The following is an 18,555-nucleotide window of genomic DNA, read 5'->3' as shown; positions in this document are numbered from 1 at the left end:
GGCTCCAGTTCTCGTCGGCGTGCACGCGAACGGACGGGGGCAGCCGGTCGGGGCGCGCGGCACCGAGGGGCCGGCCCGGCTCGTACCACGCCGTCCACCCGCGGTCGTCTCGTACCCGCAGGGTTATATCGGGGCACCCGCCCGCCCCGCAGCCGCTCCCGCACGCGGTCCGCCGGCCCGCCAGTGGCGCCACGGCGAAGCCGTCCGGCGTGCGCCGCTCGTCAGCCCGCCCCCGAGCCGCCAGAACCACCTCCCGGGGCAGCGTCCGCCGGCTCACCCGAAATGATGACGGAGCTCTGGACCTCGCTGCAGCCGGCGCCCGTGTCATCGAGCCTGTACGCACCGGCCGTTGCTGTCACACGCGCCACAGGACGTCAGCCGGGCACCCGCCCGGAGTACACCGTTCGGGTGAGCTGCGGGGGCAGGGGCTCCCCGTCTCCCCTCATCGACTGCCACTGTTCCTCTTGAGTCGGTGAACCCCGGGCCCGGGCACGCCCGGGGACGAGGGGCAACCGGCTCGCCCCGCGTGAGCGGGACGGACCCTGTCGGCCGCCGGCCGTCCGCACCACCGTGTGCGTCCCTGTCCTCTTCCAGGCCCTTGGAGTCATGGTCGTGCACGTCGCCCTCACCGGCGCCACCGGGTTCCTCGGGCTCCGCCTCCTGCGCCGGCTACTCGCGACACAAGCGTCGTTGACGGTCCTGACCCACGCGGGCTCCGGCGATGCCCGGCACCGCATCACGCGGTTCCTCGAACTGTCCGGCACAGAGGACGCCCTGATCGCATCGCTCCCCGGCCGGCTCCGCGTGGTGGAGATCGAACTGGAGCAGCCGCGACTGGGGCTGTCCGGGGACGACTTCCAGGAACTGGCCGACGGGATCGACGCGATCTGGCACAGCGCGGGAAGCATCAACCTCGAAGGGGATCTGGCACAGCTGCGCCGCATCAACGTCGAAGGGACCCGGCACGTACTGGAGTTGGCCGCCGCTGGGCGCCGACGCCCCCTGATCCGCCACGTCAGCACCTCCTTCGTGGCCGGGGCACGGCGTGAGGGTGTCGCGTACGAGGACGAGCTGGACGACACGTACGGCTTCGAGAACGCCTACGAGCGATCCAAGTACGAGGCGGAGCGGCTGGTGCGCGCGTGGTCACGGGAACACGGCCGCCCGGTCGTGGTGGTGCGGCCGAGCATCCTGGTCACGGACCTGCCCGCGCACCCGGACCTGCCCGCGCACCCCCTTCAGGTCATCGAGCGGATCCTGCGCGACTCGATGCGCACCGCCGGTCTCGACGGCGACGGCGCCCCCGGGGGCCACCGCCCCCGGATGCGGCTGGTGGGACACCCGCACGGTCATCTGAACCTGATGCCGGTCGAGGACGCGGCCGAGATCATGCTGCGGCTGGCCAGCCGGCCTGCCTCGGCCGGGGTCGACACGTACCACGTCGTCCACGGCCACGACGTCCCCGCTTCGGCCATCGTCTCCCTCCTGGCACGCCTCACGCATCTGGACCTGGGCCTGGTCGCCGAGAAGCCCGGCGACGCGTCCGCGCTCGAAGCGCTGATGGACTTCTATCCGGGCTTCACGGCCTACCTCAGTCACCGTCGCCGCTTCGACGACACCCGCGTACGGACCCTGTTCGGGCCGCCGGCGTCCGCGGTCCGGGTGGACCTGGACTACCTGTGGTCCGGGCTGGGCCCGAGACGGGTGACGACGGCCTGACCCCGCCCGCGGCCCAGTACGCCCCTCCCCCACGAGGTGCCCCTCACCCACGACGGCCACCGCACCCGCCTTCTCGCACCGCCGCGCACCCGACCCGCAGCCGCCCCTCGCCCTGGAGCCCGCCCTTGTCCGTCCTCGCCGGTCACGCCCCCGCTCTCCCCTCCCGGACCGTCCACTCCCCCGACGAGATCGCCGACCGTGCCCGGCGTATCCGGGAACCCGTGCACATCGTCACCGACCCGAGCGGCCGTGAGGTGGGGCTTGCCACCGGCCCTGCGCCCAGCGGTCCGGTGCTCGGCACCCTGCCTCCGCTGTATCCCGAGTGGCTCGGCGGGCGTGCCTTCTGCGAGGCGCACGGCGTCCGTTTCCCCTATGTGGCGGGCGAGATGGCGAATGGTATCGCCACCACCCGGATGGTGAGCGCGATGGCCCGGGCGGAGATGCTCGGGTTCTTCGGCGCGGGCGGACTCGGATTCGCCGAGGTGGAGCGGGCCGTGCGCGCGCTGGCCGACGAACTGCGGGGCCGTGCGAACTGGGGCGTGAACCTGATTCATTCACCGGCCGAGCCCGCACTGGAGTTCCGCGTCGCCAAGCTGCTGCTGCAGCGCGGCGTACCGCGTATCTCGGCCTCGGCGTTCATGGAGCTGACACCCGCCGTCGTGCTGTGCTCGGCCCGGGGGCTGCACCGGGCCGGCGACGGGCGGATCCTGCGGCGCTGCCGGATACTGGCCAAGGTCTCCCGTCCCGAGGTGGCCCGGAAGTTCCTGACGCCCGCACCGCCCGAGCTGCTGCGCCGGCTCGTCACCGAGGGGGAACTCACCTCCGAGGAAGCCGACTTGGCCGCCCAGGTGCCGGTGGCCCAGGACATCACGGTGGAGGCGGACAGCGGCGGGCACACCGACAACCGTCCTCTGGCGGCCCTGCTGCCGCGCATCGTCCTGCTGCGCGACGAACTGGGCCGGCGTTTCGGCTACCGCCAAGCGGTCAGGATCGGCGCGGCCGGCGGACTGGGCACACCGGGCGCGGTGGCCGCCGCGTTCGCGCTCGGCGCGTCCTACGTGGTCGTCGGATCGGTGAACCAGACCGCCACCGAGGCGGGACTGTCCGACGAGGCCAAGGCCATGTTGTGCGAGGCGGACATCGCCGACGTGAGCATGGCACCGGCCGCCGACATGTTCGAGTGGGGAGTCAAACTCCAAGTGCTCTCCCGTGGAACCCTGTTCGCCCGGCGTGCCGCGCGCCTCCTCGCCGCGTACCAGGAGCACGACTCGCTGGAGGAGCTTCCGCAGCCGCTGCGCACCGCCATCGAAAGGGATGTGCTCGGCGCCTCCGTCGACGAGGTCTGGCAGCGCACCCGCGCGTTCTGGCACCAGCGGGACCGGTCAGAGCTCACGCGGGCGGAGACGGACGCCAAACACCGTATGGCACTGGTCTTCCGCTGGTACCTCGGGAACTCCAGCAGGTGGGCGATCACCGGGGAGAGCGCCCGCCGCTCCGACTACCAGATCTGGTGCGGCCCCGCGATGGGCGCGTTCAACCAGTGGGCCGCGGGCACCTTCCTCGCGCACCCGGCGAACCGGTCCGTGGTGCAGATCGCTCTCAACCTCCTCGAAGGCGCGGCCGTGCTCACCCGCGCCCACCAACTGCGCACCTACGGGGTTCCGTTGCCGGATTCGGCGTTCACCTACACACCGGTCAGGCTCGCATGAGCGGCCCCCTCGGCCCACGGCCCTCGACAGCGGTCGTCCGGCACCCGGGAGAGTCCGGCACCGGCCCCCGCCGTCAGGTACCCGTCGCCGTGGTCGGCGTCGGAGCGCTGGTTCCGGGCGCGACGGACGCAGGAGGCTACTGGCGGACCGTGATCGGCGGCCGGGACCTGATCACCGACGTCCCCGCCTCCCGCTGGCTCGTGGCGGACCACTACGATCCCGATCCGGCCGCCCCCGACAAGACCTACGCGCGCAGGGGCGCCTTCCTGCCCCAGGTCGACTTCGATCCGCTGGCCTACGGTGTGCCGCCCGCCAACCTGTCCGCGACGGACAGCGCCCAACTGCTCGCCCTGATGGTCGCCGACCAGGTGCTCGCCGACGCCGGCGGCGTGGCAGGCATGGACAGGGACCGGGTCGGCGTCGTCCTCGGGGCGGCGTCCCTGGAACTGCTTCCGCACATGTACGGCCGCACCCACCGGCCGGTCTGGCTCAAAGCCCTGCGGGAGAGCGGTGTCCCGGAGGCCGAGGCGCAGGCCGTGTGCGACCGCATCGCGGAACACTTCGCGCCGTGGCGGGAATCGACCTTTCCCGGACTGCTCGGCAACGTCGTCGCGGGCCGGATCGCCAACCGGTTCGACCTGCACGGCACCAATCACACCACCGACGCGGCCTGCGCCAGCTCGCTGGCCGCCCTGTCCACCGCGATCGGTGAACTGGAGCTCGGCCGGTCGGACCTGGTGATCAGCGGAGGCGTCGACACCGGGAACGACGTCGGCATGTTCGTGTGCTTCTCCAAGACACCCGCGCTGTCCCCCACGGGTGACTGCAGGCCGTTCTCCGACGCGGCCGACGGCACGATGCTCGGCGAGGCCGTCGTCATGTACGCCCTCAAGCGGCTGTCGGACGCGGAACGGGACGGCGACCGCATCCACGCGGTGATCCGCGGCATCGGCACCTCGTCCGACGGCAGGAGCACCGCGATCTACGCGCCCCTGCCCGACGGGCAGTCGAGAGCCCTGCGGCGCGCCTACGAGGAGGCGGGCTACGGACCGGAGACCGTGGAACTGGTCGAGGCGCACGGCACCGGGACCAGGTCCGGGGACACCGCCGAACTGTCCGCACTGCGGGCGGTGTTCGGTGAGTCGGGCCGCGCTGACCGGCAGTGGTGCGCCCTCGGCTCGGTCAAATCGCAGATCGGCCACACCAAGTGCGCGGCCGGCGCGGCGGGGCTGCTCAAGGCGGTCATGTCCCTGCACCACAAGGTGCTGCCGCCCACCATCAAGGTCGACCGGCCCAATCCCGCGACCACCGCCCCGGACAGCCCCTTCTACGTCAACACCCGCGCCCGCCCGTGGGTCCGCGCACCCGATCACCCACGCCGGGCGTCGGTGTCGAGTTTCGGGTTCGGCGGCAGCAACTTCCATGTCACGCTGGAGGAGTACGTGGCATCGGCAGTCTCGGGCCGTGCTGCGTGGCGCCAGCGCTGCGCCCGGAGCGAACTCGTCCTGTTCAGTGCCGCGTCGCCATCTGCTCTGCGGGCCTCGGTCCCCGACGGCGGCCGGCCGCTGGCCGAACTCGCCCGGGAGAGCCAGAGCACGTTCTCACCCACGGCGCCGGTGCGTCTGGCCGTCGTCGCCAGCGGAGCCGAGGACCTGGCGGAGAAGTTCGCCGCCGCGACCGAGCTGATCCGGCAGCACCCGGACACCGCGTTCTCCACGCCGAACGACATCCATTACGCCGCCGGGGCTCCCGCGCCCGGACGGACCGGTTTCCTCTTTCCCGGGCAGGGCGCCCAGTACGTGGGCATGGGCGCGGACCTGGCCATGCTGTCACCCGACGCGCAGGCGGTCTGGGACCGGCTGGGCAGCGTGGAGTTCGACGGCTGTCCGCTGCACCGGGTGGTGTTCCCCCCGCCGTCCTTCTCGGACGAGGAGCGTGCGGACGCGGCTGCCCGGCTGGCCGCCACCGAGTGGGCGCAGCCCGCCCTCGCGGTCAACAGCCTGGCCCTGCTCGACGTGGTGCGGGGGCTCGGTCTGCGGCCGGATTGCGTGGCGGGCCACAGCTTCGGCGAACTGGTCGCCCTGCACTGCGCCGGTGTCCTGGACGCCGGGTCCCTGGTCGCGCTGGCCCGCGGACGCGGCACACTGATGCGGGACGCGGCCGTCGCCCCCGGCGCGATGCTGGCGGTGGCCGCGGGCCGCGAAGAGGTGGCGGCCGTCCTCGCCGGGGGCGGGTTCGGGGACGTGTGGCCCGCCAACCACAACTCCCCCCGGCAAGTGGTGCTCTCGGGCACGACCGCGGCGATCACGGAGGTCGAGCGGGCGTGCGCGGCCAAGGGGCTCGCCACCCGCCGGCTGAACACATCGATCGCCTTCCACAGTCCCCTGGTCGCTCCGGCGGGTGAACGGCTCTCCGCGTTGCTGGACGGCATCCCCCTCAGGGAGCCCCGCATCGAGGTCTACGGCAACGCGGACGCGACCCCGTACCCCGCCTCCCCGGACGAGGTGCGCGTGAGGCTCGCGCGCCACCTTGCCTCGCCGGTGCTCTTCCACGACCAGATCGAGGCGATGTACGCGGCGGGGGTGCGGACCTTCATCGAGGTCGGCGCGGGCACGGCGCTGACCGGCCTGGTCGGTCAGATCCTCGGCGACCGCGAGCACGCGGCCGTCCCCCTGGACCGGCCGGGCCGGTGCGGGGCCGGCAGTCTGCACGCCGCGCTCGGCCGACTCGCCGTCGGCGGGACGCCGCTCGACTACGAACACCTCTGGGCGCCGTACGGGCCGCCCGGCGCACCAGCGAAGGAGCGCGAGCCGCGCATGACCGTGAAGATCGGCGGAGCCAACTACGGGCAGCCCTTCCCGCCCACCGGTGGGAACCCGGTCCTTCCCGCGCATCGGACGCCCCGGCCCGACGCGCCCACCCCGCCGGCCCGGCAGCGCCCGGAACCCGTGCCCGTCGCCGAGCCGGTGGCGGCGCAGACGTCCCCGCGGGAGCCGATGCCCCCGTACGAGCAGGTGCCGTCGTACGCGCCGGCGTCGGAGCACGAGCGGAAGCCGGAGTACGAGCAGGTGTCGCCGTACGAGCGGAAGCCGGAGTACGAGCAGATGCCGCCGGAATGCGCATCGGTGGCGCCGTACACACCGACCCCTGCGTACCAACCGGTGCCCGTGCCCCACGCGGGCTCCGACTGGTACGCCCTCGTCGAGAGCGTCCAGCGGCAGACGGCGGAAGCCCATACGGCGTGTCAGCGCATGCTGATCGACAGCCATATGGCCTTCCTGAGGATGACGGAGACCACCCTCGGCGCGATGCTCGGGGCGCAGGGCATCGACGGGGTGCCCGGCACCGCGTCGTCCGTACCGCTCCACCTGCCGTCACCCTCTCCCGCCCCTTCTCCCCCACCGTCTCCGTCGCCGCGTCCCGAGGCGGTACCGGCGGTACGGCACCCTTCACCCGTACCGCAGCCGCAGCCACCGGAGGCGACGCGGTTCGAGGCCCCGGCGCCCCCGGTTCTCGCCGGGCCGCCTCGGGACGCGACACCGCCCGCCCCGCAGAAGGTCCCGGCGGCCCGCCAGGGCGTCACGGCGACAGCGGCGGGGCCCGTCCGGGTCGCCGAGCCCCTGACGGCGCGCGGGCTCGAAGAACTGCTGATCTCGGTGGTGGCCCGGCTCACCGGCTATCCGGAGACCATGCTCAACGCGGACATGGAGCTGGAAGCGGATCTGGGCGTCGACTCGATCAAACGCGTCGAGATCCTGTCAGCCGTGCGCCAACAGGCGGGTGACGTACCGGCCGAGAGCATCGCCGAGCTCGGCAAGCTCCGCACCCTGCGCGAGATCGCGGACGCCCTCACCGGTCCGGACTACCCCGCCGCCGCGTCACCGGACCGCGAGAGCGCCGCCCAGGAGCAGGACATCACGGAGCCGAAGGCCGGGGAGCCGGAGACCGGAGCGCCGGAGACCGCGGAGCCGGAGACCGCGGTGCCGGCCGGCGCGCCGGCGATCCCCGCCATGCGCGGGGAGCCCGTACGGCCGGTCGCCCTGACCAGGCTGGTGCCGCGTGCGGTGGAATCACCCCCGTCCGGGCTGGCGATGGCGTCCCTCGGGGACGGCCCGCTGGTGGTCACCGGAGGGGGCACCGACGAAGGCGACGTCGCCGCTCTGGTCGCGCGGAAGCTGACCGGATACGGGATCGAGGCCACCGCCGTGACGGATGTTCCCCAGGACGCGCACGGTGTGATCCACCTCGGCGCTCTGACCGGGACCGGCGCCGCGGACGAAGCGCGGGAAGCACACCGATCGGCGTTTCGTGCCGCTCGCCGAGTCGGCGCGCGCATGGCCGCGACGGGCGGGCTGTTCGTGACCGTGCAGGACACCGGGGGTGACTTCGGGCTCGGCGGTCGCCGTCCCGACCGGGCGTGGCTGGGCGGGATCGCCGCTCTGGCCAGGACGGCGGCGAAGGAGTGGCCGGACGCTTCGGTCAAGGCGATCGACTGCGAGAGCGGCGGGCGTGACCCCGAGGAACTCGCTGAGGCCATCGTGCGGGAACTCCTCGAAGGCGGACCCGAGTTGGAGGTCGGTCTGCGGGCGGACGGCACCCGCCACACGCTGCGGGCGCTCCCTTCGGCGCCGGCGCCCGGCGGCGCGGCGCGGATCACCTCCGAGTCGGTGATCGTGGCCACCGGAGGGGCGCGGGGTGTGACCGCCGCCGCACTGCTGGACCTGGCCAGGAAACACCGGCCCCGGCTCGTCCTGCTCGGCAGGACCCGGCCGTCCCCGGAACCGGCAGGGCTGGATGCGGCGGCCGACGAACCGGCCCTCACCCGGCTGCTGGCGGAGCGGGCCGCCGAGGGCGCGGACACCTGCCCTCCCGGCGAGATCGCCGTGAGGGCCCGGGAGATCCTGGCGGGTCGCGAGGTCCGCGCGACGCTCGCGGCGCTGGAGGCCGCGGGTTCCGCCGTACGCTACGTCGCGGTCGACGCGCGGGACGGCGACGCACTCGCCGCCGCCCTGAGCGAGATCCGCGCGTCGTGGGGCCCGATCACCGGTGTCGTGCACGGGGCCGGGGTGCTGGCCGACAAGCGGATCGCCGACAAGACCGACGAGCAGTTCGACCAGGTGATGTCGACCAAGGTGGACGCCCTGCGCGCGCTGCTGACGGCGACGGCCGACGATCCGCTGGACATGATCTGCCTGTTCTCCTCGGTTGCCGCCGTGTTCGGCAACGAGGGCCAGTGCGACTACGCCATGGCCAACGAAGTGCTCAACCACGTGGCGTCCGCGCAGGCCGCGCGCCGCCCCCGCTGCCTGGTGCGCTCCGTGGCCTGGGGCCCGTGGCACGGTGGCATGGTCACCCCCGCCCTGGCGGGGCACTTCGGCCGCTCGGGCGTCGGGCTCATCCCCCTGGAACGGGGCGCCGCCGCCTTCTCGGCCGAGCTGGACGCCACGGCCGGGGAGCCCCGCGTCGTCATCGCGGCCGGCGACGACGCGTCGGCCACGTCCTCCGCGGCGGGACCCCGCCCGGCGCGGGTACTGATCCGGGAGGGCGCCCATCCGCAGCTGGCCGACCACCAGCCGGCCGGCGTACCCGTACTGCCCGTCGCGATGGCTCTGAACTGGCTCACCGGCGCGGCCGGCGCCTGGCGGCCGGACACCGACCGGCTGGTCCTGCGCGATGTCCGCGTGTACAGGAAGCTCGTCCTGCCGCACCTCGCCGGCGAGGGCCACCGGCTCACGGTGTCCGGCCGCCGTGCCACCGTCGGCGAGCCCTCCCACCTGGAGGCCGAACTGCGGGACGAGGACGGCGTACCGCACGTCGGCGCCGTGCTGGAGTTCGATGCGGCGGAACCCGATCCGAGCGCGTGGGGCACCCCGGACGCTCTGGAGCCACCGGCCGGCCCGGAGGTCTACGACGGACGGGTCCTCTTCCACGGGCCCCGCTTCCGCGCGCTCCGCAGTGTGCACGGGGTCTCACCTCACGGGGCCGAGGCCACCGTGCTGGGCACGCAGGCGCTGGGCTGGCCGGGCGGCCCCTGGCCGCTCGACCCGGCCGCCGTGGACGGCGCGCTCCAACTCGCCCTGCTCTGGGGGGAGCACGTACTCGGTGAGGCGACGCTGCCCATGGCGGTCGCGGAGTGCGGTGTGTACCGGCGCGGCGCGGTGCGCGAGACCGTGCGGTGCGTGGTGCGGGCGCGGAAGACGCATGAGACGGGGGCGCGGTGCGATGTCGCGCTGCTCGATCCCGACGGGTCCGTGCGTGCCGAACTGCTGGGCGTGGAACTCGTGCGCCGTCCGTCCTGAGCCCACGCCGGCCCCGCACGCGCCCGGACCGTGTCCGCGTCATGAAGTGAGATTCGTATGGGATTCGAACCGATCGCCGTCGTCGGCCGGGGCTGTGTGCTGCCCGACGCGCTCGACCCGGACACGTTCTGGGACAACATCGCGGCGGGCCGCAGCAGCCTGTCGGCCGTTCCGGAGGGGCGGTGGCGGCTGCCGCACCGCTGGGCCATGGGCTCGGTGGAGGAGCATCTGGACCGCACCTGGACCGATGTCGGCGGGTACGTGCGGGGGTTCGAGTCCGTCTTCGACCCGGGGGGCTTCCGGATCGCCCCCGACCGGATCACGGCTCTGGACCCGCTCTTCCAGTGGGTCATGTACGGCGTCAGGCAGGCGCTCACGGAGGCCGGACGTGAGGGGCCGCTGCCGCGCGCGGGCCTGGTGCTCGGCACCCTGTCGTATCCCACGGCCGCGGGATCGACCTTCGCCGAGCACGTGTGGCTGTCCGCCCAGCAACCCTCCGTCCGCGACGCCCTGCTGACGGGGGAGCGCCGGGTGCGGCCCGACGCGCGCAACCGGTTCTCCTCCGGGCTCCCGGCCGCTCTCGCGGCCCGTGCGCTGGGTCTCGGCGCGGGGGCCTGGGCGCTCGACGCCGCCTGCGCCTCGTCGCTGTACGCGATCAAGTTGGCATGCGACCGCCTGCACGACGGCACGGCCGATCTGATGGTGGCCGGCGCGGTCAACCGGGTCGACAACCTCTTCCTGCACGTCGGGTTCTGCGGCCTGTCCGCGGTGAGCAGGACCGGCCGCAGCCGGCCCTTCCACGAGGACGCGGACGGGCTGATGCACGGCGAGGGCGCCGGATTCGTCGCACTGGCGCGGCTGTCGCAGGCGCGCTCCGCGGGCCTGCCCGTTCTCGGGGTGATCCGCGGCATCGGGCTGTCCAACGACGGGCGCGGGGGCGGGCTGCTCAGCCCGGCGGAAGAGGGTCAGGTGCGGGCGATGCGCCTGGCGTACGCCGGGGCGGGCGTCGCGCCGGAGTCGGTGTCCCTCGTCGAGTGCCACGCGACGGGGACTCCCGTCGGGGACGCGGTGGAAGCGCGGAGCATGGCCCGGATCTACGGCGCGGCGGACGACATGCCCGTCGGCTCGGCGAAATCCAATGTCGGACACCTGCTGGCCTCGGCGGGCGTGACCGGACTGCTGAAGGTGCTCGGTGCCCTGCGTACGGGAATCCGCCCGGCCTCGCTCGGCGCCGAGCGTCCGATCGCCGCGCTGCGCGGGGCGCCGCTGCGGGTGCTGACCGCGCCGGAGCCGTGGCCGGGTCCGCGCCGGGCGGCGGTCAGCGCCTTCGGTTTCGGCGGCACCAACGCCCACCTGATCCTGGACCTCCCGGACGACGCGCCGGTCTTCGCCGTGCCCGCGCCGGGACGCGCGGGCGCGGGCTCCACGGCCCCGGCGCTCCCCGGGTCGCCCGTCCTCACGGCCGGGCGGCCCCCCGCGCGTCCGGCGCCGGGAACGCACGGGTATTCCCCCCGAGTGGCCGTCGTCGCCCTCGGCGCCCGGGTCGGCGACGGGACCGGCACCGAGGACTTCCGGCGCGCGGTGCTCGGCGGTGAACGGCGCGGCCGGGCCACCGCGATCACGGTGGATCTGGCGGGCCTGGCCTTCCCGCCGCTCGCGCTGGAGCAGACCCTGCCCCAGCAGCTCCTGGTGCTCGAAGCCGCCCGTGAGGCCGTACGGGGGGTGGCGCTGCCCCGTGAGCGGACCATGGTGGTCATCGGGGCCGGCGTCGACCCCGGGGTGGCGCGCGCCGGTGCCCGCTGGCGGCTGCCGTACTGGCTGGAGCAGGCAGGGCCGGACGCTCCCCCGTCCCCGGCGGCGCCCGGCGCCGGGGACGCCTTCGCACCGCCCATGAGCGCGGAGCGGGTGGTCGGCAGCCTGCCCAATCTCGTGGCGAACCGGATCAACACCCAGCTCGACCTGGCGGGGCCGGGCTTCGCGGTGTCGGCGGAGGAGGCGTCCGGTCTGGTGGCGCTGAACCTCGCGGCCCGGGCCATCCGGGCGGGCGAGGCGGACGCGGCGCTCGTCGGTGCCGTCGACCTGTCCTGCGAGCCGGTCCACCGGGCCGCCCTGCGCGAACTCGGCCGGGACGCCGAACCGGGTGACGCCGCCGTGGTCCTGGTCCTCAAGTCGCTGGACGCCGCCCGCAGGGACGGCGACACCGTCATGGCGCTGCTCGACGAGGAGCCCGGCGACGCGCCCGGAACCGAGCCGCCCGACATGGTCATCGGAGACGGTGAGGACGCCGGGTTCGACCCGGCCGCGGCGTTCGGCCGCGCTCACGCGGCCCAGGGGCTCGTCTCCGTCGCGGTCGCGGCGACGGCCCTGCAGCACCGTGCGGTGCCCCGTCCGGGTGAGCCCGCGGACACTGGTGCCTCGCCCCGTACGGCGGCGGCGGTCGTCTCACCGCTGCAGGGCCCGGCCGTCCGGGTCAGGCTGCGCGCGGGCGACGCCCGGCCGTGGCTGCGGGGGCCCGCCCCGCGTCTGCACGTCTTCTCCGGGGGCGACCGCCGGGAGGTGCTGGCCGCACTGGAATCAGGTACCCGCTCCGGCGACGGCCCGGCCCGGCTGGCGATCGTGGTGCGGGACGACGCGGAACTGCCGGGTCGACAGGAGGCCGCCCGACGCTGGCTGACCGAGGGCGGTCCCCGGCCTGCCGACGTGCGCTACCGGGACGAGCCGGTGACGGGACGCACCGCTTTCGTGTACACCAACGGCTCGGCCTCCTACCGGGGGATGGGGCACGCGCTGATGCTCGCGCTGCCCTCGCTGGGCGAGAGCATCAGGTCGTCCCACGGGGCCGTCGGCCGCCGGATGCGGTCCGCACCGGTGACGGGGGTGCTCGAGAAGATCTGGGGCGCCGCCGAACTCGCCACCGTCCACACCGTCCTGACCCGCGAGGTGCTCGGCCTGCGGCCGGACGCCGCCCTTGGATACTCCTCCGGCGAATCGGCGGCGCTGATCGCCCTCGGGGCCTGGCCGGACGCCGCCGGCCTGTACGAGGACATCAGGCGAAGCGGCCTGTTCACCCACGAACTCACCGGTGAGCTGCGGGCGGTACGGCACGCCTGGGAACGTGCGGGTGTCCGGGGCTCCCGCTGGTCGAGCCACCTGGTCAGCGCGCCCCTCGACTCGGTCCGTGCGGAACTCGCGGCCGAGGCCGCGGTACACCTGATGGCGGTGAACGCGCCGGGCGTGTGCGTCATCGGCGGCGAGTCACGGGCCTGTGCGGCCGTCGTGGCCCGGCTCGGTGCCGACCGCGCCCTCGCGATCGACTACGACATCGCCGCCCACGTGCCGGAGGTCGCCGAGGTGCGGGAGGAGTGGCGCGCGGTGCACCACCGGCCCACCGTCGAGGTACCCGGGGTGCGGTTCTACAGCGGGGCGAGTCGGCAGTCGTACGCCCCGACGTCCGAGCGGGCCGCCGACGCGCTGACCGCACAGGGCCTCGGCACGATCGACTTCGCGGGTACGGTCGAACAGGCGTGGGCCGACGGGGTCCGGGTCTTCGTCGAGCACGGGCCACGCGCGCTGTGCACGGGCTGGATCAGGCGCGTGCTGGGCGAACGGGACCATGTGGCCGTCGCGCTCGACGCCCCGGACGATCAGGGGCTGCGGCAGCTGAGCCTCGCGGTGGCCGAACTCGTGGTCGCCGGAGTGCCCCTACGGGCCGACGAACTCTTCGGGCGGCTCCAGGCAGCCGCGGTGGACCCCGCCGGGCCCGGTCCCACCCTCACGGTGGCCGTGCCCGGGCCACCGCGGCTGCCGGCGCCGGACCCCGTCTCCTCGCAGGCACCTGTGGTGATCATGCCGAGGGCTCCCGAACTGGCGCCGGTACCGGACCGGCCCGCCCACCCGGCGGCGGCCCCCGCCGCCTCCTTCGAAACCGTGCCCGCCCCTGACACCTCTGCCGACATCACGTCCTCTCCCGGTGTCTCCCCCGACGCCGTGCCCGTGCCCGGTGTCTCCCCCGACGCCGTGCCCGTGCCCGCTGTCTCCCCCGACGCCGTGCCCGTGCCCCGTCAGGAGCAGGAGCCGGCCGGCCGCTCCCCCGCACCAGCACCAGCACCAGCACCAGCACCAGCACCAGCACCAGGGAGCGTTCAGGACCTGGTCGCCCGCCAGACCCGCCGGGCGATCGCGCTCCACCAGGAGATCACCGCCCGGCACGCCGAGGCCCATCAGCAGTTCCTGCGGGTGTCCGCCCGGGCCGTCACCATGCTGGCGCGCGCCGGCAGCGGTGTCGGGACGCCCGCGGTCCCCGTACGAGTGGCCGGCGCCCCCACGCCGAGCCCGGCTGCCACCGCAGCCACCGACCAGTCGCCGTCACCGTCGCCCGCGTCCCCTCCCGTCTCCGTTTCCCGGACCGTTCCCGAGACCCTTCCCGGCCGGTCCCCCGCGCCCGGCCGGTGTCCCGAGCCGAAGGCGCCGCCACAACCGCCCCTGCCAGGACCGAAGTTCGACCGGGCCCAGCTCGAACACCTCGCCTCCCGGCCGGTCTCCGCCCTCTTCGGAGCCCGGTTCGCCGCGCAGGACGGGTACGCGGTGCAGACCCGTATGCCCGAACCGCCCATGCTGCTCGCCGACCGCGTGACCGGCATCGACGCGGTACCGGCGGCGCTCGCCGCGCCAGGACCGGTGCGTACGAGCGGAACGGTATGGACCGAGACCGACGTGAGGAGCGACAGCTGGTATCTCGACGCCACGGGCCGGATGCCGGCCGGCTTGATGATCGAAGCCGGCCAGGCCGACCTGCTGCTGGCCAGTTGGCTCGGTGTGGACCTCCTCAACCGGGGCGAGCGCGCCTACCGGTTGCTCGGCTGCGAGCTGACCTTCCACGGCGGGCCGCCCGAAGCGGGTGACACACTGTGCTACGAGATCCATATCGACGGCCACGCCGAACACGACGGTGTCCGGCTGTTCTTCTTCCACTACGACTGCCGGGTCGACGGCGAACTCCGGCTCAGCGTCCGCGACGGCCGGGCCGGCTTCTTCACCCCGGCCGAACTGCTGGGCAGCGCCGGTGTGCGGTGGGACCCCGCCGACGACCGGCCCGGCGACGGGCTGCCCCTCGACCCTCCCTCCGTGCGCTGCGCTGTGAGCGCTTTTACCGCGCGACAGGTGCGGGCCCTGGCTCAGGGGCGGCCGGCGGACTGTTTCGGTCCCGGCTGGGAGGCGACCGCGTCCCACGTCCGCCCGCCTCGGATCGACGACGGCCGGCTGCGCCTGCTCCACGAGGTCACGGCCTTCGACCCGGCCGGGGGGCCGTGGGGCCGGGGCTATCTGCGCGCCGAGACACCGGTGAGGCCGGACGACTGGTTCTTCGCCGGGCACTTCAAGAACGATCCGTGCATGCCCGGCACCCTGATGCTGCAGGGCGGCCTCCAGGCGATGGCGTTCTACCTGGCGGCCCTGGGCTACACCGTGGACCGGGACGGATGGCGTTTCGAGCCCGTCGACGAGGTCCCCTTCTCGGCCAGTTGCCGCGGCCAGGCCACCGTGGACAGCCGCCGGGTCGTCTACGAGGTGTTCGTGCGCGGAGTCTCGTCCGGTCCTTCGCCGACGCTGTACGCCGATGTCCTGGGCACCGTGGACGGGATCAAGGCGTTCCACGGCCGGGACGTGGCGCTGCGGCTGGTGCCCGACTGGCCGCTCTCGCACTGGCGTCACTCGGGCCCACCCGCCCCGCAGACCAGCGGGGCCGAGGTGCCGCTCCCGGCGCTCGGCGGGCTGGCCGGCCACCGGGAGAGCGGGCAGGTGGCCACCGTGGACGGGTTCTCCTTCGGATACGCCTCCTTGCTGGCCTGTGCCTGGGGCAGGCCGAGTGAGGCGTTCGGCGCCGCGTACGCCCCGTTCGACAGTGCCCGCAGGGTGGCACGCCTGCCCGGCCCCCCGTACCACTTCATGACCCGCGTCGTGGGGACGGACGGTCCGCAGGGCGGCATGCGGGAGGGCAGCGGTGTCGTGGCCGAGTACGACGTGCCGGACGCGGCCTGGTACTTCGAGCAGAGCGGCGGCACGACGATGCCCTTCGCCGTCCTCCTGGAGGTCGCGCTGCAACCGTGCGGGTGGCTGGCCTCCTACGTCGGCAGCGCGCTGAGCACCGACGCGGACCTGCTGTTCCGCAACCTCGACGGATCGGGAACCGTCACCGGCGAGGTCACTCCCGAGACGAGGACGGTACGCACCCACGCCGAGGTGATCCGTATCTCGCGCAGCGGTGGCATGATCATCGAGGCCTTCGAGGTCCGGTGCACAGCGGACGGCGCCCCGCTCTTCGAACTCTCCACCGTGTTCGGCTACTTCCCACCCTCGGCCTTCGACCAGCAGGCCGGTCTGACGGTGTCGGCACAGGACCGGGTCCGTCTCGACGAACCGTGCGCGTACACCGTCGACCTCACCGCGCGGCCCGCACGCCACTGTGCCGGTCCTGTCCGGCTGCCCGGCCCCATGCTGCTGATGCTGGACCGCGTCACCGGTTACTGGCCGGCCGGCGGCAGGGCGGGGCTCGGCCGCCTGCGGTCGGAGAAGGACGTCGACGCGGGCGCGTGGTTCTTCCGGGCGCATTTCTTCCAGGACCCGGTGCAGCCCGGCTCGTTGGGCGTCGAGGCGATGTGCCAGCTGCTCCAGTACTACCTGCTCGAACGCGGCATGACCGCCGGTGTCCCGCACCCGCGGTTCGAACCGGTGCTGCCCGGCCGGGAGGTGACGTGGACCTACCGCGGCCAGATCACCCCGGCCAGCCGGCTGATCAGGGTGGACATGGAGATCCTGGAGGCCGGCCGGGACGCGCGGGGTGCGTACGCCACGGCCGAGGCGACCCTGTGGGGCGACGACACCTGCATCTACCGCGTACGCGGTCTGGGCATGCGTGTGGTGCCGGGGCAGGGGTCCAAAGGGCCCGGGAGGTCCGGGGCAGGTGACCCGCCTGGGCTCCCCGCCCGTCGCCGGTGATCCCGGAACGCGAGCGGTGCGGCACGTACCCGCCCCACGCCCCGTCACGAAGGGCGGAAGCGCTCGCCCGCACGGAGAAAGGAGTGTGACGAGCCGCCACGGTGCACACTGGTGCCGTGCCCGGCATCACCACTTCTCCCTTCGCGGTGGCCGCGTTCGCGGGCCCTGCGGGGAGGTCACATCACCGCCGTTCGGGTCCACTCCGGACGCGGCGTGACATGTACGCCGGGATTTACACATCGAAGTGTGGCGGGCGGGTGACAGGACGTCGGATACCACACGGAGGGTGCAGCGAACGCCCCATATGCCACCGCTCCGGTGGTGCGTACGGCGTGTGCCGTTGACGGTGAGGTCATAGCCACTGCGCTTTTCGGACGTTGGACGGAAAGCGCGGACCTCCCCTGGAAGGAACACATCTCCATGCGTACTGCCCGTACCCTCGCCGCGGCCGCCGCCGCGACCGCGGTCATCGCCCTCTCCGCCCCGGCCGCGATGGCCGCCTCACCCGCCGAGTGGAGCCCGGACGGCAACTCGTCCTCCAGCAGCTCCGGCCAGCACGACGGCGGCCGCCCCGCCGAGAACGGACGCGGCGACTCGTCGTCCAGCCAGCACGACGGCGGCCGTCCTTCCGAGAACGGACGCGGCGACTCGTCGTCCTCCGAGGACGGTGGCTGGAACGGCAACGACGACGGTGGCCAGAACGGCATGCACGAGGGCGGTATGCCCCACGGCGGCGTTCACACCGGCGGTGGCGGTCTGGCGCTGAACGGCAGCAGCCTGGCCGCTGGTTCCGTGCTGGTGCTCGGTGGCCTCGGTGCCGGCGCGTTCGTTCTGCGCCGCCGCCGCGCCGCCGTGGGCGCCCCCGCCCTCGGCTGACGCACTGCCCCTCCGACGCGCAGTCACCGCCTTCCTCGTACGTCGGGGCGGTGACCGCGCGCAGTGCGTGGGGAGCGGAACACACCGCCGCCGGCCGAATCGCCGGCGGCGGCCCGCGCCCCGCCTCCCCTCGTCCGCCAGCCCGCCGGACACCCCGGCCACCGGCCGCCGGTTCCCGTCTCCGGGCTGTCCGTTCCCCGACCGAGTAAGGCCGTAGCCCCATGGCAGCCCCATCCGACCCGCCTCCCGTCGCTCCTCGCTCCTCGGTCCGCGCTCTGGTGTGGCCGGCGGCCGCAGTACTCGCCGGAGCGCTCCTGATGCACAACGCCATCGACGGCACGCCCACGGGCACTCCGGGCTCCCGGCCGGCCGCCGTGTCTACGGCGAGCGCCCCCGCGCCGGCGGCCGCGCCGTCCGTCTCACCCACCACCGATCTCGCGCTGCCCCGTTCGGCGCCGACTCGCCTGGTGATTCCCTCCATCGCCGTCGACGCGCCCTTCACCACGCTCACTCTGGCCGCGAGCGGAGCGCTGAACCCTCCGCCCGGGGACAACAAGAACCTCGTCGGCTGGTACAAGGGCGGTGTGACGCCCGGGGAGAACGGCAACGCGATCGTGGCCGGGCACGTCGACACGAAGACGGGTCCTGCCGTGTTCCTGCTGCTCGACGATGTCAGGCAGGGTGCCCTCATCAACATCACGCGGCAGGACGGGATCGTCGCGACCTTCAAGGTCGACTCGGTCGAGACCTTCAGCAAGGCCGAGTTCCCCGACGAGCGGGTGTACGGCAGGACGTCGACGCCCCAACTGCGGCTGATCACCTGCGGGGGCAGCTACGACCGTCAGGCCAAGGACTACACCGACAACGTCGTGGTCTTCGCCCACCTGGACTCGGCGACCGACTCCTGATCCGCGAACGGCCGGAGCGTGAGGGTGAGGGGCCCGCCGGGGACGGCGGGC

General features: G+C 73.9%; 6 protein-coding genes. All 6 read left to right on the top strand.

Annotated features, from left to right (window positions below):
* The first annotated feature begins 612 nt into the window (after positions 1-612).
* The 6 genes from OG310_RS33225 (at position 613) to OG310_RS33200 (ending at position 18,504) form a co-directional block, all read left to right on the top strand.
* A complete protein-coding gene (locus tag OG310_RS33225; RefSeq protein ID WP_443078918.1) occupies positions 613-1,719 on the top strand; it encodes an SDR family oxidoreductase in 1,107 nt (368 codons plus the stop codon).
* Positions 1,720-1,844: 125 nt separating this feature from the next.
* Entirely contained in the window at positions 1,845-3,428 is a 1,584-nt protein-coding gene (locus tag OG310_RS33220; RefSeq protein ID WP_329459552.1) for a PfaD family polyunsaturated fatty acid/polyketide biosynthesis protein, read from the top strand.
* Complete coding sequence (locus OG310_RS33215; protein ID WP_329459551.1) at positions 3,425-9,727, top strand: SDR family oxidoreductase; 6,303 nt, start codon at positions 3,425-3,427, stop codon at positions 9,725-9,727. The genes OG310_RS33220 and OG310_RS33215 overlap by 4 nt, the downstream gene beginning before the upstream one ends.
* Before the next feature lie 57 nt (positions 9,728-9,784).
* Positions 9,785-16,720, top strand: coding sequence for a polyketide synthase (locus OG310_RS33210; RefSeq protein ID WP_329459550.1), 6,936 nt, complete (start codon positions 9,785-9,787; stop codon positions 16,718-16,720).
* Positions 16,721-17,140: 420 nt separating this feature from the next.
* On the top strand, positions 17,141-17,596 hold the full coding sequence (locus tag OG310_RS33205) for a hypothetical protein (protein WP_329459549.1): 456 nt from the start codon (positions 17,141-17,143) through the stop codon (positions 17,594-17,596).
* Between the two features lie 221 nt (positions 17,597-17,817).
* A complete protein-coding gene (locus OG310_RS33200) occupies positions 17,818-18,504 on the top strand; it encodes a class F sortase (RefSeq protein ID WP_329459548.1) in 687 nt (228 codons plus the stop codon).
* The last annotated feature ends 51 nt before the right edge of the window (positions 18,505-18,555 follow it).

This window comes from Streptomyces sp. NBC_01497, assembly GCF_036250695.1.
In the GTDB taxonomy this organism is placed as follows: Bacteria; Actinomycetota; Actinomycetes; order Streptomycetales; family Streptomycetaceae; genus Streptomyces.
Note: the sequence above shows the minus strand (reverse complement) of the source record. Positions and strands in the feature narration are given on the sequence as shown.

Coding starts and splice junctions, on each gene's coding strand:
- OG310_RS33205 (WP_329459549.1), top strand. CDS start 17,141: ATGCGTACTGCCCGTACCCTCGCCGCGGCCGCCGCCGCGACCGCGGTC.
- OG310_RS33200 (WP_329459548.1), top strand. CDS start 17,818: ATGGCAGCCCCATCCGACCCGCCTCCCGTCGCTCCTCGCTCCTCGGTC.
- OG310_RS33210 (WP_329459550.1), top strand. CDS start 9,785: ATGGGATTCGAACCGATCGCCGTCGTCGGCCGGGGCTGTGTGCTGCCC.
- OG310_RS33215 (WP_329459551.1), top strand. CDS start 3,425: ATGAGCGGCCCCCTCGGCCCACGGCCCTCGACAGCGGTCGTCCGGCAC.